Here is a 16,126-nt window from a genome sequence, read left to right as displayed (position 1 = left end):
CACCCGGCCCACTCGGGAACGCACGCCCGGCGAACCCGACCCGAGCGCCCTCCCTGCCCGCCGCCGTTGGTCGCTTTTAAGCCGACCAACACACCCGCCCCGCCGCAAGCCCCACGTCTCGGAACCCCGCACCCCGGCGGCGGCCCACCACCGACTCCGACCGGCCCCGCACCGGCCACCCGCAACCACCAGCGCAACGCGCGCCGAAAGCACCCGGCCCACTCGGAAACGCACGCCCGGCGAACCCGACCCGAGCACCCACCCTGCCCGCCGCCGTTGGTCGCTTTTAAGCCGACCAACACACCCGTCTCGTCGGGCCCTCGAAGTCTCGCCCCGCACCCCGGCGGCGGCCCGCCCCCGACTCCGACCGGCCCCGTGCCGGCCGCCCGCAGCCCGAAGGGCAGCGGGTGCCGGGGAGCGCCCGGTTCAGCTCAGTTCGTGGAACTGTTGTGTCACCTCTGTCCAGCGTTCGAGCGAGGCCGGGTTTTCGCGCCAGGTGCTCACCGCCGAGTATGCGACTACTCGGGTTGCCACCCCTTGGTAGCGGGTCAGGAGGGACTGGGCCAGGTCGGTCCAAGGGGCCGTTACCGTGAGGGTGTCGAGGACCTCGTCGGTGATGGCGGTGGCCATGGCCTGGCGGTCCTTGGCGGCGAAGAGGCGGTTGAGGCGGGGTTGGAGGTCGTTCCAGCCGTGGGTTTCGAAGACCTTCGAGTAGCCGGGGGTCGAGCCGTAGAAGGCCAGGCGCAGGCGCAGCTTCTCGCGATCGGTCTCGATCTCCTCGTCGGTGTCGCCGGTGGCCGTCATCACCGGGCAGACCAGCGCGAAGTCGTCGGCCGCGCCGCCCGCGGCCAGTTCGGGGCGGACCACCTCGTCGATGTAGCGCACGCTGTGCAGCGGGTGGACGTGCAGGCCGTCGGCCACTTCGCCGATCATGCGCAACATCCACGGATTGACCCCGGCCAGGTAGATCGGCGGGTCGGCGATCGAGCCACCCGGCGTCCACTCCGGCGTCATCAGGGTGAACCGGTAGAAGTCGCCCTTGAAACGCAGCCGTTCCTCGCCCCGGAAGGCCGCCCAGATCGCCCGCAGCGCGCCGACGTACTCGCGCAGCCGTGGGCCCGGCCGGTCGAACTCGGCGGAGTAGCGCCGTTCGATGTGCGGCCGCACCTGGGTGCCCAGGCCCAGTACGAACCGGCCGCCGGTCGCCTCGGCCAACTCCCAGGCCGCCGACGCGGTGACCATCGGGCTTCGGGCGAACGCGACCGCGATGCCCGTCCCGACGGTCAGGTTCTCGGTGGCCAGCGCGGCGGCGGTGGCGGCGGTGTACGCGGTGCGGCCGCCCTCGGTGAGCCACAGGCCGTCGAACCCGGCCCGCTCGGTGGCGGCCGCGGCCCGTTGCATGTCGCGGAGGGTGAGGCCGGCTGCCATGACATCGAGCTGAGGGGTTGTCAGGCGACGGGGTGTCGGCGGAGAGGGGGTCACTGGTGCTCCTGTCGTACCGAAGGGTCCGGCTGTTGCGATGATTCCGCCGCCAGTACACCGTCCCACGCGCCGGTGACCGTGCCGGTCCAGCGTGGTGTGCGCCGTTCGGACCACGCGCGCGGGCCCTCGCGGGCGTCGTCGGTGCCCATCAGTACGCGGTGGTAGGCGGTTTCCAGGCGTTCGACCTCGTCGAGTCCGGCGTCGGCCCACAGCAGTCGTTTGGTGAGCGCGGCCGACACCGGGTGCACGTTGGTCGCGATGTCGCGCGCGATCTCCAGTGCGGCGGGCAGTACCTCGTCGGCGGGCAACGCCCGGGACACCAGGCCGAGTACGGCCGCCTCGGCGCCGCGGAAGGTGCGCCCGGTCAGCAGGATGTCGGCGGCCACCGCCCGCGACGTGGCCGCCGGTACCGTCCAGTGCGACTGGGCGTCGGGGACCATGCCGCGCCGAACCTGTGGAATCGCCAGCTTGGCGTCCGCGGCCACGAGCCGGATGTCGCACTGCATCGCCAGCGTGAAGCCGATGCCGATCGCGTGCCCGTTGATCGCCGCGATCACCGGCTTGCGCACCTCCCAGGCGGCCGGTCGCACCGGCGACGCGCTGAACTCCCGCGACCGCGCCGCCACTCCGGCACCCGCGCCCGGCGCCGACGCCGGCCCCGCGAAGCTGTCCGCCTCCGGCGACATGTCGGCGCCCGCGCAGAACGCCCGTCCCGCGCCGGTGAGTACCACCGCGCGCACCGCGTCGTCGGCGTCACACCGCGCATAGGCGTCCCCGAGGGCCGAACCCATACCCCCGGAGAACACATTGAGTTTGTCGGGCCGATCCAGCGTGACGACGGCAACCCCGTCGCGGATGTCGAACTTGATCACTCCGGGACCGTAAGCGGGATCCTTGACCAAATCAAGTGATGCCTTCGTGCATTCCGACCGCCCACCGCACCCGCGCGATTGCCGACAAAAATTGCCGGGGCCCACCGTCGAATGTCACGAACGCAGCTACTGCGAACGCCGCCCGTACGGCCAACCCCGGCAATCGATATGGAATATGACGAACAGTCGGATGGTCAGACCGCGCTGTCCTCGACCTCGGCCGCGGGAATCTCGCCCTGCGCCATCTCCTCGACGAATCGCTGCAGCAGCGTGGCGAACGTCTCGCGATCCTCGTCGCTCCAGCGGTCGAGCATCTCGCTCATCCGTCGATCCATGACGTCGTTCAACCGGCGCCGCACGGAGTCGCCGCGCGGGGTGAGCGAGACGAGGCTGACCCGACCGTCGTCCGGACTGGGCGAGCGCCGGACGTAGCCGTCCCGCTCCAACTGGCCGACCTGGCGCGCGGTGGCGCCCGGGTCCATGTTGGTCATGCGCGCCAACTCCCCCATGGGGAGCGGGCCTTGCTTCTCGATTCGGCGCAGCAGCACATAGGCGGGCTGCGAGATGGTCGCGCCCGCCGCGGCGGCCTGGCCCGCGTACACTCGGCGGCTGGCGTGGCGCCGAAGCAGGGCCTCCAGCGCCCGCTGGATCGCTTCGACGTTTTCGGTGGAGTTCACCCCGCCATGATAGCAGTCCTTGACTACGTCAATTTAATACTGTGCGATAACGTGCATTACCCGTATCGGATTCCGGATTCCGTGCCCGAGCGGCCGGATCGGCCCGATGGGCGACTCGGCAAATGCCTCGCATTGTGGAGTGGGTACCTCGGCGCCTCGACGGATGTACGTGCGCGTACGGGCGGGTACGGATGCGTACAGGTCTACCGGAGGCGGGTGTTGCGGCTCGATCCGAGCGGTCGCCTCGGTCCCGACGGAGGAAACGAGACCGAGACGACCTGCCCATGGACTATGTCAGTCGTCCGACGATCAGACAATGGCAACCGGATTGATGGGACTGCCCGTTGCACCGGTGACCGGAAGCGGGGATACGCACAGCAGGCACGAATAGGTACCCGCCTGTGCCATGCCCTCCGCAAGATCGGTCAACCACAGGTGTTCGAGCAGCGGTACACCCGATTCCACCAGCAACGCGATATGTACCGACAGGAACCGGTCGTCGAACGGAATGCACTCGATCGCGCTGTTGTCGGCGCCCACGACGCTGATCTCCCGGGCCCGGACGTAGTCGACCGCGTCGAGCGACAGACCCGGCTGGGCGAAGGAAGGCTCGCGGCCGGACGCCTCGATCGCCCGGTATTCGTCGAGGTAGCCGGTCCGCACCAGCAACGCGTCGCCGGACCGCACCTCGACCCCCTGCCGCTCGGCGCAACCCGCCAGGTCCGCGGCGGTGATCCGATAGCCGCCCTCCAGGTGCGGCGTGTCGAAGTGGCGCGGCAGGTCGAGCAGCACGGCCCGGGTCGCGAAGGCGCCCAGCTTGTCGATCCCACAGCGGCCGGCGCCGGTGTGCGAGCGGAACGTGTCGGCCGGGAAGCCGTTGTAGAAGCGGCCCTTGGCCTGGACGTGGCAGAGCGCGTCCATGTGGGTGAGGTTGTGCGACGGGATGATCAGCACGTCCTCGTTGGACCCGACGTCGCCGCCGCCCTCGAAGCCGTCGTACATCGCGTCGGTCTGACTCACCAGGGTCAACCGCTGCGGCGAGCCGCGGAAGTCGAAGGCCGGCTGGTTCCCGCGCGCGATGGGCAGCGCGAGGGAGTACGTCCGCCCGGTCCGGACCTCGTGCGCGGCGGCTCGCACCCCCTCCGGTTCGATCAGGTTCAGCGCCCCGCGCTCGTCCTCCGCGCCCCAGCGGCCCCAGTTGCCGCCGGAGGGCGGGGCGACGGACGACGCGGCCCCTTCGGTCGAGCGAGTCTCCGTCATGCCTGCCGCGATCCTCTCGGGGGGACGAGTGAACGAATGAGCGGGGGAACGAACGAATGAGCGCGTGGACGGATCCGCGACCCGGTCGGGCTTCGGCGTTCCGGGACGGGCGGCCGGATCAGAACGCGATGACCCCGCGCGCGATCCGTCCGTGGTGCATGTCGTCGAGGACGTCGTGGAAGCCCTCCGCCGGATAGACCTTGGACACCAGCGCGTCCAGGTCGAACTTGCCCTGGCGGTACAGCTCGACGATGGTCCGGATGTCCTCGTGCGGACGTACGCCGCCTGCCCGGGTGCCCAGGATGCCCCGGTCGCACTGGAGCAGGTTGGCGATCCGGATGCTCGCGGTCGCGGTCTGCGCCGGTTGGCCGACGGCGATCAGCGTGCCGCCCCAGTCCAGCGCCTCCATGGCGTTCTCGAGCACGGCCGGGATGCCGGTGCACTCGAAGATCCAGTCCACGCCGCCCGCCCCGAACACGCCGACCTTGACCTCGTCGCTGTACGGGAACAGGGTGCGGATCTCGTCGGCGACGTCGACACCCTTGCCGGACTTGACGAAGTCGGTCGCGCCGAACGCGCCGGCCAGTTCGAACTTGCCGGGCACGGTGTCGATGCCGACCACCCGGCCCGCGCCCTTCAGGCGCAGCGCCTGGACGGCGGACAGGCCGACGCCGCCGAGGCCGATCACCGCCGCGGTCTGCCCGGGGAGCACGTTGGCCCGGTTGAGTACGGCGCCCGCGCCGGTGACCACGCCGCACGGGACCAGGCACGCGGAGGTCAGCGGCACGTCCTTGGGGATGGACACGCACTGGATCTCCTTGACCAGGGTCAGTTCGGCGAAGGTGGAGGCCCCCGCGAAGTTCCATACCGGTTCGTCGCCGATCGCGAACGGCGTGCCGCGGTTGCCCAGCGTCTGCCGACAGCGGTTCGGGTGTCCGGTCTGGCAGTGCCGGCACATCCCGCACGCGGCGATCGTGGTGATCACGACGTGGTCGCCCGGCGCGACCGAGCCGACCCCCGCGCCGACCTTCTCCACGATGCCGGCGCCCTCGTGGCCGAGCACGGACGGCGTGGGCCACTCGATCACGCCTTCGAGCACGCTGACGTCGCTGTGGCAGACGCCGGTGGCGACGATCCGCACCAGGACCTCACCGGCCTCCGGATCACGTACGGTGACGTCGTCCCGGATCTCGGCGCCCGTGGCGGTGTGCAGGATCGCGCGCATGTACCGTCTCCTCGTTCCGGGCGGACGGCCCGCCGCGAGGTGTTTTCGCCGCGCCCCGGACCGGCCCACCCCAAGCCGAACACTCACATCCTTGGTCACTACAACCGATCTCGATTATTCATCGGTGTCCGGAGAGGTCAAGGCATACCGGGATGGGATCTGACGGACCGTCGGATCCGCGCGGAGTGTGTTCGGAGTGTGTCCGGAGGGGTGTCGAGGGGTGTCGAGGGGTGTTGGGGGGTGTGTTCGACGCGTGCTCGGGGTGCCTTGGGACGGGTCGGGTCGCTGCCGGATCGCCCGGGTCAGACCACCGTCGGGCTGCGGCGTTCCAGGAGGGTGACGTCGCGCCAGCGGTCGCGGTGGCGGCCGACGCGTTCGCGCACGCCGATGGTGCGGAAGCCGAGGGCGGCGTGCAGGGCGAGGCTGCCGGCGTTCTCGGGGAAGACGCCGGCCTGGATGGTCCATACGCCGGCCGCCTCGGTCGAGGCGATCTGGGCGGTGAGCAGCGCACGGCCGACGCCCCGGCCGGCCGCGTCGGGGTGGACGTACACCGAGGTCTCCACCACACCGTGGTAGACCGGGCGGCGCGAGGTCGCGCTCGCGGCCACCCACCCCAGCACCGCGCCGCCGGTCCCGTCGAGCGCGACGAAGCGGTGGTCCGGCAGCTTGCCCGCGTCGAACTCGGCCCAGTCGGGCGCGTGTTCCTGGAACGTGGCGTTGCCGGTGTCGATGCCGAGCTGATAGATCGCGAGCACCGACTCCGCGTGCTCGTCGCGCATCGGCACGATCGTGACGGCGGCGAAATCGCGGCCGTCGGGGGCTGGGGCAGTCGAGGTCATGGCGTTCTCCGAGGACGGGACGATCCGGCGAACACGGCCGTCGGCGGCGATCACGGGACGGTGAGCGGAGCCACGGGCACACCTCCATCCTCACCCGCGCCCCCACGGGCCCCGGCACGGGGGTGGCCGCCCGCGATAGTCGCGTGCGTTCCCGGAGCCGCGCCGGTATAACTCGCCGGATGGGAGCACACGCAGCACAGGATCTGGAGGCGACGGTCGCGCACGCCGTCGCCGTGTTGGCCGAGGCGACCGAAGGCGATCGGGACTGGTCGCGGCCGGCCGGCGAGCTCGACTGGGACTGCTGGTACACGCTGGTCCACGTGGTCGGGGATCTGTACGGCTACGCGGGTCAGGTCGCGTCGAGTCGCATGGACGACTACGTCCCGGTCGACATCCACGCCGAGGACGATCCGACGCCGGCCCAGATGTTGTACGCGGTCCGTGCCGGCGGCACGATCCTGGCGTCGGTGGTCACCACGCAGCCGGACTCGAACCGCGCCTATCACCCGTACGGCGTCTCCGACCCGGACGGCTTCGCCGCGATGGGCATGATCGAGGTGATGGTCCACATGCACGACATGGCGGCCGGGCTCGGCCTCGACTACCGGCCCGACCCGGAGATCTGCGCCCGCGTCCTGGCCCGGATGTTCCCCGACGCCCCCGCCGGCTTCGAGCCGTGGCCGGCCCTGCTGTGGTGTACCGGCCGCACCGAGTTGCCGGGCCATCCGCGCCGGGTGGGCAAGTGGCGCTGGAAGGGCACCCCGGACGAGTAGAGCGGGAAACGTGCGGGAGCGGGAAACGTTCGAAAGCGGGAGTGCTTCGGGAGCGGAATTCTTCCCCGGTCGGCGACCCGACCCCGCAATCGGGCCCCGGGACACGGCACCTACGCTGCGGGCTACCAAGCGCAGATGCACCTCGCGTTCGCACCCGAAGGAGCCCGCAATGACCGCACCATCCCTGGATGGACTTCGCTTCGCCCCGCTCGATCGCCCCGAGCACGGGGAGGTGGACGCGTCCACGCTGTTCGCCTACCACGAGGTGGACGGCCGGATCTGGGCCGAGTACGACGGCGGCGACATCGTGCACGGTCACCTCGTCGGTACCCGCGACGGGGACACGCTGGACTTCCGCTATGTGCAGTTGAACCGCTCCGGAGGTACCGCCTCCGGGCACTGCGTGAGCGCCGTCGTCGTATTGCCCGACGGTCGGATCCGGTTGGACGAGACCTGGGAGTGGGAGTCCCGCGAGGGCAACGGGACGAGCGCGGTGGAACAGGTCGCCGAGGCCGGGAGTTGACCGCCGGCGGCGGATCCGGGCCACGACGGGAGAGTCGCCCGGAGCCGTCGCGCGACGACCCCCGGCACGCCCCCGTTCCCGGCACCCGGTCGGTTGTCGGACGCGGTATCTACGTTGGGCCGCAACGGACATCGCGACCGAAGGGGTGGCCATGGGGTTCAACGGGGACATCGTCGTTTTACGTGCGGACACGCCGCTGGCCGACCTGGCGCCGTATGTCGGCGGGGAGGGCCATCCGGTCTATGCCGAGTGGGCCTACCGCGACGGCTGGCGCGCGGTGCACGTGCGCCACTTCGAGGATCCGTACGCCTTCCAGGGCCCGTGGTTGACCGACCTGGCCGCCCGGACCGGCTCCCCCGTGCTGGTGTGCGGGGTGTTCGAGAGCGATGTCGCGCATGTCCAGGGACTGAGCGGGACGCACTTTTGGGAGGGGTGGCTCGACCCGGGCACCGCCGCCTCGCGGTTGGCGCGGAACCGGTGGGACCGGGGCGGCGGGCGGGGCGACCTCGCCCGGTTCCGGGACGAGGCGGCCGCGTGGCTGGAGCAGGACCGGCCGCGGGTCGCCGAGGCGGCGGTGCGGTGGGCGGCGTCGGCCGGCTACGAGGTGCGGCCCGAGCCGATCCTGGAGTTGTTGGGTTTCAGCCGGAATCCGTTCGTCGAGCAGTTGTTCTTCACCCTGCTCGACCACCTCGGGCTCACCGAAGTCCCGGGCGGCTAGAGCGGATCCGCCCGGTCGGTCAGTCCCGGCCGGCCTCGTCGACCCGCTCCACCTCGGTGTCCTCCGGCCGGATCGGGCGGCCGTCCGCCGCGCGCACCTCCAGGGTGCGCAGCGGGCGGCCGTCGCGTCGGTCCAGAAGCCTGGACATCGGCTCGCCGGGCCCGAACCAGTGCGCCTCGCCCCACTGCCGCAGCGCGACGACCACGGGGAACAGGTCGCGCCCCTTCGCGGTCAGTACGTATTCCCGGTAGGCGCTGCCGTCCGACGCGGGCACCGTCTCCAGGATCCCGCCGGCCACCAGGGCCCGCAGTCGGGCGGTCAGGATGTTCTTGGCCACCCCGAGACTGCGCTGGAACTCGCCGAACCGGCGGCTCCCGTCGAACGCGTCGCGCACGATCAGCAGCGACCACCAGTCGCCGATCGCGTCCACCGATCGCGCCACCGGACAACTGTCCTCGTCCAACCGCGTGCGCTGCACCATGTCCCGTCCTCTCGCTCACCCCACCGGTTGCAACATGCTACCAAGGTTGCCTATGGTCACCTGGTGGCAACTTGCAACCAGATATCTCGCGCCCTCACCCTGCTCTTCGCGATCGCCGCCGGCGTCGCGGTCGCCAACGTCTACCTCGCCCAGCCCCTCCTGGTGACGATGGGCCACGACCTCGGCCTCGCCTCCGGCACGGTCGGCGTCGTGGTCACCCTCACCCAGGTCGGCTACGGATTCGGCCTGTTCCTGCTCGTCCCGCTGGGCGACCTGATCGACCGCCGCCGCCTGATCGTGGGTCAATTCGCGCTGCTCGCCGTCGCGTTGGTCGCCGTCGGGACGGCCCGGGGGGCCGCGCCGGTGTTCCCGGCGATGATCGCGGTCGGCCTGCTCGCCGTGGTCACCCAGGCGGTGGTCGCCTACGCGGCCTCGCTCGCCGCCCCCGCCGAACGAGGTCGCGTGGTCGGCGCGGTCACCAGCGGCGTGGTCATCGGCATCCTGCTCGCCCGCACCGTCTCGGGTGTGCTGGCCGACCTCGCGGGCTGGCGCGCGGTGTACCTGTGCTCGGCCGCGCTGACCCTGGTCCTGGCGGCGACGCTGTACCGCGTACTCCCGAGGCGGCGCGCCGACACTGCCCCGCTGTCGTACCGCAGGCTGCTCGGCTCGACCGTGAGGCTGTTCGTCGAGGAACCGGTCTTCCGGGTCCGAGCCGGCTTCGCCCTGCTGATCTTCGCCGCGTTCAGCACCCTCTGGAGCAGCATCGCCCTGCCGCTGAGCGAACCTCCGCTGTCCCTGTCGCACACCGCGATCGGCGCCTTCGGTCTGGCTGGCGCGGCCGGCGCGCTGGGCGCGATCCCCGCCGGGCGGCTGGGCGACCTCGGCCACGCACACCGGGTCACCGGTATCGCGCTGGTGTTGCTGACCGTTTCCTGGCTGCCGCTCGCCTTCACCCGCCAGTCGTTGTGGGCCCTGGTGGTGGGCACGATCGTGCTCGACCTCGCCGTCCAGGCGGTACACGTGACCAATCAGAGCCTGATCTACCCGCTCCGGCCGGACGCCGGCAGTCGGCTGATCGGCGGCTACATGATCTTCTACTCGATCGGCAGCGCGGGCGGCGCGATCGCCTCGACCACGCTGTACGCGGCGGCGGGCTGGACCGCCGTCTGCCTGCTCGGCGCGGGCTTCGGCGCGCTCGCGCTGCTGCTGTGGGCACTGGACCCGACGCGACGCGGTCGGCCCGCGCCGGTCGGCGCCGCGTGAACGTGCCTCCCGTCGCGTCGACGGTTTCGGCGACGGGTCGTCGACCTGCGCGAACATAGGATCCGGGGGCGGGCCGGCGACGACCCGCACGCGCGCGTCCGAAGGTGGTGCGGGCACCACCGACGAACGCGAAGGGAGGTCCGTCGTCGTGTCGACGACCCGCGAGCCGAGCCGCCCGCTCGCCCTGCCCGACCCCATGCCCGCGCTCCGGCGCCTGCCCGCGCAGCTGGGCCTGCTCGCGCGGGCGGGCGCCACCGGCCTGCTCGCCCTGTCGGCGCTGCCCGTGGTCGTCGTGGTCGCGGTGCTCTGCCTCACCGGCATCGGCCTGCCGCTGCTCCCGCCGCTGATGCGAGGGGTGCGCCGCCTGGCCGGGATCGAGCGGCGCCGGGTCGGCGCGGTACTCGGTGGGGCGCCCGTGCCCGAGCCCGATCGCCCCGTCGAGGACTCGCCGGTCGCCCGCCGCCCGCTCACCGACCGGGCGAGCATGCGCGATCTGCGCTGGCTTTTGGTGCACGCGCTCACCGGCACCCTCGCCGGCTTCCTCGGCCTCGGCCTGGCCCTGGCCGCGGTCAACGACGTGACCATGCCGCTGTGGTGGTGGGCGATCCCCGGACGGTCGCCGTCCGGTGTCGGCTTCGCCGTCGACTCGTGGGCGCGGGCGGCGGTGATGTTGCCGATCGGCGTGCTGGTCGCGGTGCTCGCCTGCACGCTGATCCCGTCGCTGCTGCGCGGCCAGGCCCGGCTCAGCCGCGGGCTGCTCACCCCGCCGGCGCATCGTTCGGTCGCCGAGCGGCTGGCCGAGGTGACCGCGAGCCGGGCCGCCGCGCTGGACGCGCACGCCGCCGAACTGCGGCGGATCGAGCGGGACCTGCACGACGGTACGCAAAACCGGCTGCTCGCGGTGGTGATGCATCTCGGGCTGATCGAACGGGCCCTGGAACGCGACCCGGAGCAGGCGCCGCCGCTGGTGCGCCGCGCCCGGCAGGCGGCGACCGGCGCCCTGGACGAACTGCGCGAGGTGGTGCGCGGGATCTATCCGCCGATCCTGGACGAACGCGGCCTGGACGGCGCCGTCGCCGCGCTCGCCGCCCGCTCCCCGGTGCCCTGCGTGGTGGACACCGCCGGCCTCGGCCGGGCACCGGCCGCCGTGGAGACCGCCGCGTACTTCATCGTCGCCGAGGCGTTGAACAATGTGGCCAGGCACAGTCGGGCCGAGCACGTCGGGCTGCGGCTGGCGAACGAGGAGGGCACGCTGGTGATCGAGGTCGAGGACGACGGACGCGGTGGCGCCGACGAGCGCGCCGGCAGCGGCGTGGTGGGCATGCGCCGCCGCGCGCACGCCCTGGACGGCCGGCTGACGCTGCACAGTCCGGCCGGCGGACCGACCCGACTGCGGGCGGAGTTGCCGTGCGGGTGGTGATCGCCGAGGACGACGCGCTGCTGCGCGAGGGGCTGACCCTGCTGCTGGCCGGCGAGGGCTTCGAGGTGGTCGCGGCCGTGGACAACGGGAGCGACTTCCTGGCCGCGGTGGACACCCACGAGCCGGCGGCCACGGTGGTCGACGTGCGGTTGCCGCCGGACTTCCGGGACGAGGGGCTGCGTGCCGCGATCGAGGCCCGGCGACGCCGACCCGGGTTGCCGGTGTTGGTCCTGTCCGCCTATGTCGAGGACCGGTACGCCGCCGAACTGCTCGCCGACGGCCGCGGCGCGACCGGCTACCTGCTCAAGCAACGGGTGGGCGACGTCGAGGAGTTCGCCGACGCGCTGCGCCGGGTGGCGGCGGGCGGCACGGTGATGGATCCGGAGGTGGTCGGCCAACTCCTGGTCCGGCGGCGCTCCGACGACCCGTTGCGCGAGCTGACCCCGCGCGAGCGCGAGGTACTGGCGCTGATGGCGGAGGGCCGATCCAATACCGATCTCGCCCGGCTCCTGGTGATCAGCGAGGGCGCGGTCAACAAGCACATCCGGAACATCTTCGCGAAGCTGGGACTGGCCCCCGACGAGACGGGACACCGCCGGGTGCTCGCCGTACTCGCCTACCTGAACGGCTGACGGCCGACCGGCCGACCCGCGCCCGGCCGGCGGGCCCCGGGCGGGGTCCGCCGGCCGGGCGTCGCCGGCTCACGCGTCGAAGGAGTCCCTGCGGGTGCGCGGGCGCTTGCGCGCCGCCGGGATGGGCCGCGGCGTCGCGCCCTCGACCACCGTGTTGGCCAGCGTACCGATGCCCTCGACCGTCAGCGAGACCGTGTCGCCCGGGCGCAGCGACGGCAACTCGCTTCCCCGACCCCACAGTTCGCCCAGGCAACCACCGTTGCCGCAGGTGCCGGTGCCGAGCACGTCGCCGGGCCGGATCCAGGTGCCGCGCGAGGCGTAGGCGACCAGTTCGGCGGGCGGCCAGCCCATGTTGACCAGCGAGTCCCGACCGATCTCGACGCCGTTGACCGAGGCGCGCATGGCGAGGTCCAGGAAGCCGTCCGCGTCCCGGTACTCCTCGAACTCGTCCGCCGTCACCAGCCACGGGCCGAGCGTGGTCGCGGTGTCCTTGCCCTTGCACGGGCCCAGGCCGACCCGCATCTCGCGGGACTGGAGGTCGCGGGCCGACCAGTCGTTGAAGATGGTGTAGCCGATGATGTGTTCGGCCGCCTGATCCACCGTCAGGTCCCGACCCGCCCGGCCGATCACGATGCCGACCTCCAGCTCGAAGTCGAGCACGGCCGACCCCGGCGGCATCGGGACCGGGTCGTTCGGGCCGATGATCGCGTACGGGTTGGTGAAGTAGAAGGTGGGCAGCTCGTACCACTCCGGGACCACGACCGCGCCCGGTCCCTGCACGGTGATCATGGCCCCTTCGACGTGCTCCTCGAACGCCACGAAGTCGCGGACCGTGGGCGGCTGGAGCGGCGGCAGCAGGCGTACGTCGGCGAGCGCGACCGAGGGACCGGCCAGGGCCGCCTCGCCCGCCGCGCGCAGGGCCTCGGCACCGCGCTCGATCAAGCCGAGCAGGGTCTCTCCGGCCGGCAGCGGATGTACCGCGTCCTCGCCCGACACCACTCCGGAGTGGATCGAGCCATTCAGGTCGAAGGTCGCGAACTTCACGATTGGTGCTCCTTGTTCCGGTGCGTGCCCAGGACCGGCGACGATGCGTCGGTATCGCTAAATGATCACATCGGCGCCGGCCGATCCACGCCCCGACCTCGGCGGACGGCGTCAGGTCAGCAGCCGCGCACCGGTCTTCGCCCGCACCTCGTCCGCGGTCACCCCGGGGGCGGTCTCGACCAGGAGCAGGCCGCGATCGGTCACGTCGAGCACCGCGAGGTCGGTGATGATCCGCCGCACGCAGCGTTTGCCGGTGAGCGGCAGGGAGCACTCGTCGACGATCTTGTGCTCGCCCTTCCTGGTCACGTGCTCCATCAGCACGATCACCCGACGGGCGCCGTGCACGAGGTCCATCGCACCGCCCATGCCCTTGATCATGCTGCCGGGGACGGTCCAGTTGGCCAGGTCGCCGGTCACGCCGACCTGCATCGCGCCCAGGATGGCGGTGTCGATGTGGCCGCCTCGGATCATCCCGAAGGAGAGCGCCGAGTCGAAGTAGGAGGCGCCGGGCAGGACCGTGACGGTCTCCTTGCCGGCGTTGATCAGGTCCGGGTCGACCGCGTCCTCGGTCGGGTACGGCCCCACGCCGAGCAGCCCGTTCTCCGAGTGCAGCACGACGTGTACGCCGGCCGGGATGTGGTTGGGCACGAGGGTGGGCAGGCCGATCCCGAGGTTGACGTAGGAGCCGTCGATCAGCTCGGCCGCGGCCCGCGCGGCCATCTCGTCCCTGGTCAGGGCCATCAGTCGCGCACCGTTCCGCGCACCGCCGGCGCGCCGTTCGTGGTCTTCTTCTCGATCGGCTTCTCGGCGACCTGGGCGGGCGTCAGCGCCACCACGCGCTGGACGAACACCCCGGGCAGGTGTACCGCGTCGGGATCGAGCTCGCCCGGCTCGACCAGTTCCTCGACCTCGGCGACGGTGATCCGACCGGCCATCGCCGCGAGCGGGTTGAAGTTGCGCGCCGACTTGTCGAACACCAGGTTGCCGTGCCGGTCGCCGCGGGCCGCCCGGACCAGGGCGAAGTCGGTGGTGATGGCCTCCTCCAGGACGTATTCGACGCCGTCGAAGACGCGGACCTCCTTGCGGGGCGAGGCCACCAGTACGTTGCCCGCCGCGTCGTAGCGCCACGGCAGTCCGCCCTCGGCGACCTGCGTCCCGACCCCGGCCGGCGTGTAGAACGCCGGGATCCCACATCCGCCGGCCCGCAACCGCTCGGCCAGCGTGCCCTGAGGGGTCAATTCCAGTTCCAGTTCCCCGGAGAGGTACTGCCGGGCGAACTCCTTGTTCTCCCCCACGTAGCTACCGGTCGCCCGAGCGATCCTCCCGGCATGCAGCAGGATGCCGAGCCCCCATCGATCGACGCCGCAGTTGTTCGAAACCACCCTCAGCTCGGCGGCCCCCTGCGCGTGCAGGGCACCGATCAACACCGAAGGAATCCCACAGAGCCCGAACCCACCAACGGCGACCGAGGCCCCGTCCCACACATCCGAGACCGCCTCGGCGGCCGCCCCGACCACCTTGTCCACACCATCTCCATTCACCGCCCCGCCCCATGGACGCTAGCCGCGGATCCGCCCCTCCCCCACACCCCTCTTCCACTCACCGGAAGCCGTACAGGTGCACTCCGAACCCACACGCGACAACGCGGACCGGGCCGAAATCCCGGCCCGGCCGGCGCATGACGCCATTTCACCGCAAGCCCGAGGGCGGGCAACGACCGAGCGGACACGCCGGACAACCCGAAGCCGCCCACAACAACGCCGGCCGGGCCGAAAATCCGGCCCGGCCGGCGTTTGAGGCCGAATCAGCCCGGCCGGCGTATGAGGCCGGCAGGCCGGCCAACCACACCTACGCGTAGCACGAGAGCGGCTTGCCCCCGTTGAACGCCACCATGTCCCCGAGCGCCGCGTAGATGTCGATCGCGCCCGCCCGCTCCACCCCGCCCAACTCCGCGTAGGCCCGGTGCAGGTTGCCCACGATCCGCTCCGAGTCGGACAGCGCCGCGTACTCGCCCAGGTCGGTCTCCCGCGCCACGCTCAACGGGTCCAGACCCGCGTCGAGGCCCTTGCGCGCGGTCTCCAGTACGAACTCGGTGTACCCGATGGCGTAGTCGATCTGGTCCGGACCGCACACCTCGCCGTGCCCGGGGACCAACGTCGTCGCGCCCAACTCCTTTACCTTCTCCAGCACTTCGATATAGCCGGCGGGCGAACCCATCAGCAGGAACGGAGTGCCGCCGTTGAAGATCAGGTCGCCCGTGTACAGGACACTCTGCTCCTCCAGCCACACCACCGAGTCGTTCGAGGTGTGCGCGGCACCGAAGTGCCGCACCTGGGCCCGCAGTTCGCCCGCGTACACGGTGACGCCCTCGGTGAAGGTGAGGAACGGCGGCACCGCCCGCACGCCGCCCCAGCCGACGCCCGGCCAGATCGACTCGACCTCCATGATCCCGAGGTTGAGTATCTCGGTCCGGGTCTTCTCGTGCGCGACGATCGTGGCCGTCTCGAACAGGTAGTTCCCGTTCGTGTGGTCCCCGTGGTGGTGCGTGTTGATCAGCGTGCGCACCGGTGCGTCGGTGTGCTTGGCGATCGTCTCCTGGAAGGTTCGGGTGCGGGCCTCGGTGGCGCAACCGTCGATCGCGACGACGCCCTCCGGACCGACCAGGAACCCGGTGTTGTTGATCCACCAGGTGCCGTCCGGCTGGATGTACGCGTACGCTCCGTCGGCCACCTCCTGGACGCGAGGCGGATCCATCCGGCCGTGATCGTGCTGCGACGTGCTCATCGATACTCCCGATCGACTGGGGGTGTGCGTTGACGTGCTTACACCGCCGACCGCCCTCCGCGCAGCCTGACGTACCGTCAGTTGCCGCTTCCGGAAGGGCTTGTCCCGGGATGTCCCGGGCCCGATCGGCGAT

17 protein-coding genes are annotated in these 16,126 nt (G+C 71.5%); 6 read left to right on the top strand and 11 right to left on the bottom strand.

Annotated elements, in window-relative coordinates; genetic code table 11:
- Nucleotides 1–426: 426 nt before the first annotated feature.
- From ACFRCG_RS28215 to ACFRCG_RS28190, 6 genes are all read right to left on the bottom strand, one after another.
- Complete coding sequence (locus ACFRCG_RS28215; RefSeq protein ID WP_380036491.1) at nucleotides 427–1,428, bottom strand: TIGR03617 family F420-dependent LLM class oxidoreductase; 1,002 nt, start codon at nucleotides 1,426–1,428, stop codon at nucleotides 427–429.
- 50 nt (nucleotides 1,429–1,478) lie between these two features.
- Entirely contained in the window at nucleotides 1,479–2,354 is an 876-nt protein-coding gene (locus ACFRCG_RS28210; protein WP_380036489.1) for an enoyl-CoA hydratase/isomerase family protein, read from the bottom strand.
- A 194-nt stretch (nucleotides 2,355–2,548) separates the two neighbouring features.
- Nucleotides 2,549–3,031 (bottom strand): MarR family winged helix-turn-helix transcriptional regulator, encoded by a 483-nt coding sequence (locus ACFRCG_RS28205; RefSeq protein WP_160161547.1) that lies wholly within the window; start codon nucleotides 3,029–3,031, stop codon nucleotides 2,549–2,551.
- Nucleotides 3,032–3,340: 309 nt separating this feature from the next.
- Nucleotides 3,341–4,291 (bottom strand): cyclase family protein, encoded by a 951-nt coding sequence (locus ACFRCG_RS28200; RefSeq protein WP_380036487.1) that lies wholly within the window; start codon nucleotides 4,289–4,291, stop codon nucleotides 3,341–3,343.
- A gap of 118 nt (nucleotides 4,292–4,409) precedes the next feature.
- Nucleotides 4,410–5,516 (bottom strand): alcohol dehydrogenase catalytic domain-containing protein, encoded by a 1,107-nt coding sequence (locus ACFRCG_RS28195; RefSeq protein ID WP_380036485.1) that lies wholly within the window; start codon nucleotides 5,514–5,516, stop codon nucleotides 4,410–4,412.
- A 302-nt stretch (nucleotides 5,517–5,818) separates the two neighbouring features.
- The gene (locus ACFRCG_RS28190) at nucleotides 5,819–6,355 is read right to left on the bottom strand and encodes a GNAT family N-acetyltransferase (RefSeq protein WP_380036483.1); all 537 of its coding nucleotides are present in this window, start codon (nucleotides 6,353–6,355) and stop codon (nucleotides 5,819–5,821) included.
- 179 nt (nucleotides 6,356–6,534) lie between these two features.
- On the opposite strand from ACFRCG_RS28190, the gene ACFRCG_RS28185 reads away from it, so the two are divergent.
- The 3 genes from ACFRCG_RS28185 (at nucleotide 6,535) to ACFRCG_RS28175 (ending at nucleotide 8,369) form a co-directional block, all read left to right on the top strand.
- Nucleotides 6,535–7,128, top strand: a complete 594-nt coding sequence (locus tag ACFRCG_RS28185) for a hypothetical protein (RefSeq protein ID WP_380036481.1) — start codon at nucleotides 6,535–6,537, stop codon at nucleotides 7,126–7,128.
- 169 nt (nucleotides 7,129–7,297) lie between these two features.
- The gene (locus tag ACFRCG_RS28180; RefSeq protein ID WP_380036479.1) at nucleotides 7,298–7,651 is read left to right on the top strand and encodes a hypothetical protein; all 354 of its coding nucleotides are present in this window, start codon (nucleotides 7,298–7,300) and stop codon (nucleotides 7,649–7,651) included.
- Between the two features lie 151 nt (nucleotides 7,652–7,802).
- Nucleotides 7,803–8,369, top strand: coding sequence for a hypothetical protein (locus ACFRCG_RS28175; RefSeq protein ID WP_380036477.1), 567 nt, complete (start codon nucleotides 7,803–7,805; stop codon nucleotides 8,367–8,369).
- Nucleotides 8,370–8,388: 19 nt separating this feature from the next.
- Here the strand turns inward: ACFRCG_RS28175 and ACFRCG_RS28170 are convergent, their stop codons facing one another.
- Nucleotides 8,389–8,850, bottom strand: coding sequence for a winged helix-turn-helix transcriptional regulator (locus tag ACFRCG_RS28170; RefSeq protein ID WP_380036475.1), 462 nt, complete (start codon nucleotides 8,848–8,850; stop codon nucleotides 8,389–8,391).
- 63 nt (nucleotides 8,851–8,913) lie between these two features.
- Between ACFRCG_RS28170 and ACFRCG_RS28165 the strand changes: the two genes are divergently transcribed.
- From ACFRCG_RS28165 to ACFRCG_RS28155, 3 genes are all read left to right on the top strand, one after another.
- Nucleotides 8,914–10,113, top strand: coding sequence for an MFS transporter (locus ACFRCG_RS28165; RefSeq protein WP_380036473.1), 1,200 nt, complete (start codon nucleotides 8,914–8,916; stop codon nucleotides 10,111–10,113).
- A 148-nt stretch (nucleotides 10,114–10,261) separates the two neighbouring features.
- Nucleotides 10,262–11,533, top strand: coding sequence for a sensor histidine kinase (locus ACFRCG_RS28160; RefSeq protein WP_380036471.1), 1,272 nt, complete (start codon nucleotides 10,262–10,264; stop codon nucleotides 11,531–11,533).
- Nucleotides 11,521–12,165, top strand: coding sequence for a response regulator (locus ACFRCG_RS28155; protein ID WP_380036469.1), 645 nt, complete (start codon nucleotides 11,521–11,523; stop codon nucleotides 12,163–12,165). The genes ACFRCG_RS28160 and ACFRCG_RS28155 overlap by 13 nt, the downstream gene beginning before the upstream one ends.
- Before the next feature lie 69 nt (nucleotides 12,166–12,234).
- Here ACFRCG_RS28155 and ACFRCG_RS28150 read toward each other — a convergent pair whose 3' ends face one another.
- The 4 genes from ACFRCG_RS28150 to ACFRCG_RS28135 form a co-directional block, all read right to left on the bottom strand.
- The gene (locus ACFRCG_RS28150) at nucleotides 12,235–13,209 is read right to left on the bottom strand and encodes a fumarylacetoacetate hydrolase family protein (RefSeq protein ID WP_380036467.1); all 975 of its coding nucleotides are present in this window, start codon (nucleotides 13,207–13,209) and stop codon (nucleotides 12,235–12,237) included.
- A 111-nt stretch (nucleotides 13,210–13,320) separates the two neighbouring features.
- Entirely contained in the window at nucleotides 13,321–13,950 is a 630-nt protein-coding gene (locus tag ACFRCG_RS28145) for a CoA transferase subunit B (protein ID WP_380036465.1), read from the bottom strand.
- Nucleotides 13,950–14,735 (bottom strand): CoA transferase subunit A, encoded by a 786-nt coding sequence (locus tag ACFRCG_RS28140; protein ID WP_380036463.1) that lies wholly within the window; start codon nucleotides 14,733–14,735, stop codon nucleotides 13,950–13,952. Before ACFRCG_RS28140 ends, ACFRCG_RS28145 begins: the two co-directional genes overlap by 1 nt.
- A gap of 322 nt (nucleotides 14,736–15,057) precedes the next feature.
- On the bottom strand, nucleotides 15,058–15,993 hold the full coding sequence (locus tag ACFRCG_RS28135) for an MBL fold metallo-hydrolase (RefSeq protein WP_380036461.1): 936 nt from the start codon (nucleotides 15,991–15,993) through the stop codon (nucleotides 15,058–15,060).
- Nucleotides 15,994–16,126: the final 133 nt, after the last annotated feature.

The sequence above is a fragment of the Embleya sp. NPDC056575 genome (genome assembly GCF_042793325.1).
Taxonomy (GTDB): domain Bacteria; phylum Actinomycetota; class Actinomycetes; order Streptomycetales; family Streptomycetaceae; genus Embleya.
The sequence above is the reverse complement of the archived record's forward strand: the minus strand, read 5'-3'. Positions and strand labels throughout refer to the sequence as shown.

What these genes read in the sequence shown, in the direction of transcription:
- ACFRCG_RS28135 (WP_380036461.1), bottom strand. Translation starts at nt 15,993, where the DNA reads ATGAGCACGTCGCAGCACGATCACGGCCGGATGGATCCGCCTCGCGTC.
- ACFRCG_RS28195 (WP_380036485.1), bottom strand. Translation starts at nt 5,516, where the DNA reads ATGCGCGCGATCCTGCACACCGCCACGGGCGCCGAGATCCGGGACGAC.
- ACFRCG_RS28185 (WP_380036481.1), top strand. Translation starts at nt 6,535, where the DNA reads ATGGGAGCACACGCAGCACAGGATCTGGAGGCGACGGTCGCGCACGCC.
- ACFRCG_RS28145 (WP_380036465.1), bottom strand. Translation starts at nt 13,950, where the DNA reads ATGGCCCTGACCAGGGACGAGATGGCCGCGCGGGCCGCGGCCGAGCTG.
- ACFRCG_RS28180 (WP_380036479.1), top strand. Translation starts at nt 7,298, where the DNA reads ATGACCGCACCATCCCTGGATGGACTTCGCTTCGCCCCGCTCGATCGC.
- ACFRCG_RS28200 (WP_380036487.1), bottom strand. Translation starts at nt 4,291, where the DNA reads ATGACGGAGACTCGCTCGACCGAAGGGGCCGCGTCGTCCGTCGCCCCG.
- ACFRCG_RS28215 (WP_380036491.1), bottom strand. Translation starts at nt 1,428, where the DNA reads ATGGCAGCCGGCCTCACCCTCCGCGACATGCAACGGGCCGCGGCCGCC.
- ACFRCG_RS28170 (WP_380036475.1), bottom strand. Translation starts at nt 8,850, where the DNA reads ATGGTGCAGCGCACGCGGTTGGACGAGGACAGTTGTCCGGTGGCGCGA.
- ACFRCG_RS28190 (WP_380036483.1), bottom strand. Translation starts at nt 6,355, where the DNA reads ATGACCTCGACTGCCCCAGCCCCCGACGGCCGCGATTTCGCCGCCGTC.
- ACFRCG_RS28175 (WP_380036477.1), top strand. Translation starts at nt 7,803, where the DNA reads ATGGGGTTCAACGGGGACATCGTCGTTTTACGTGCGGACACGCCGCTG.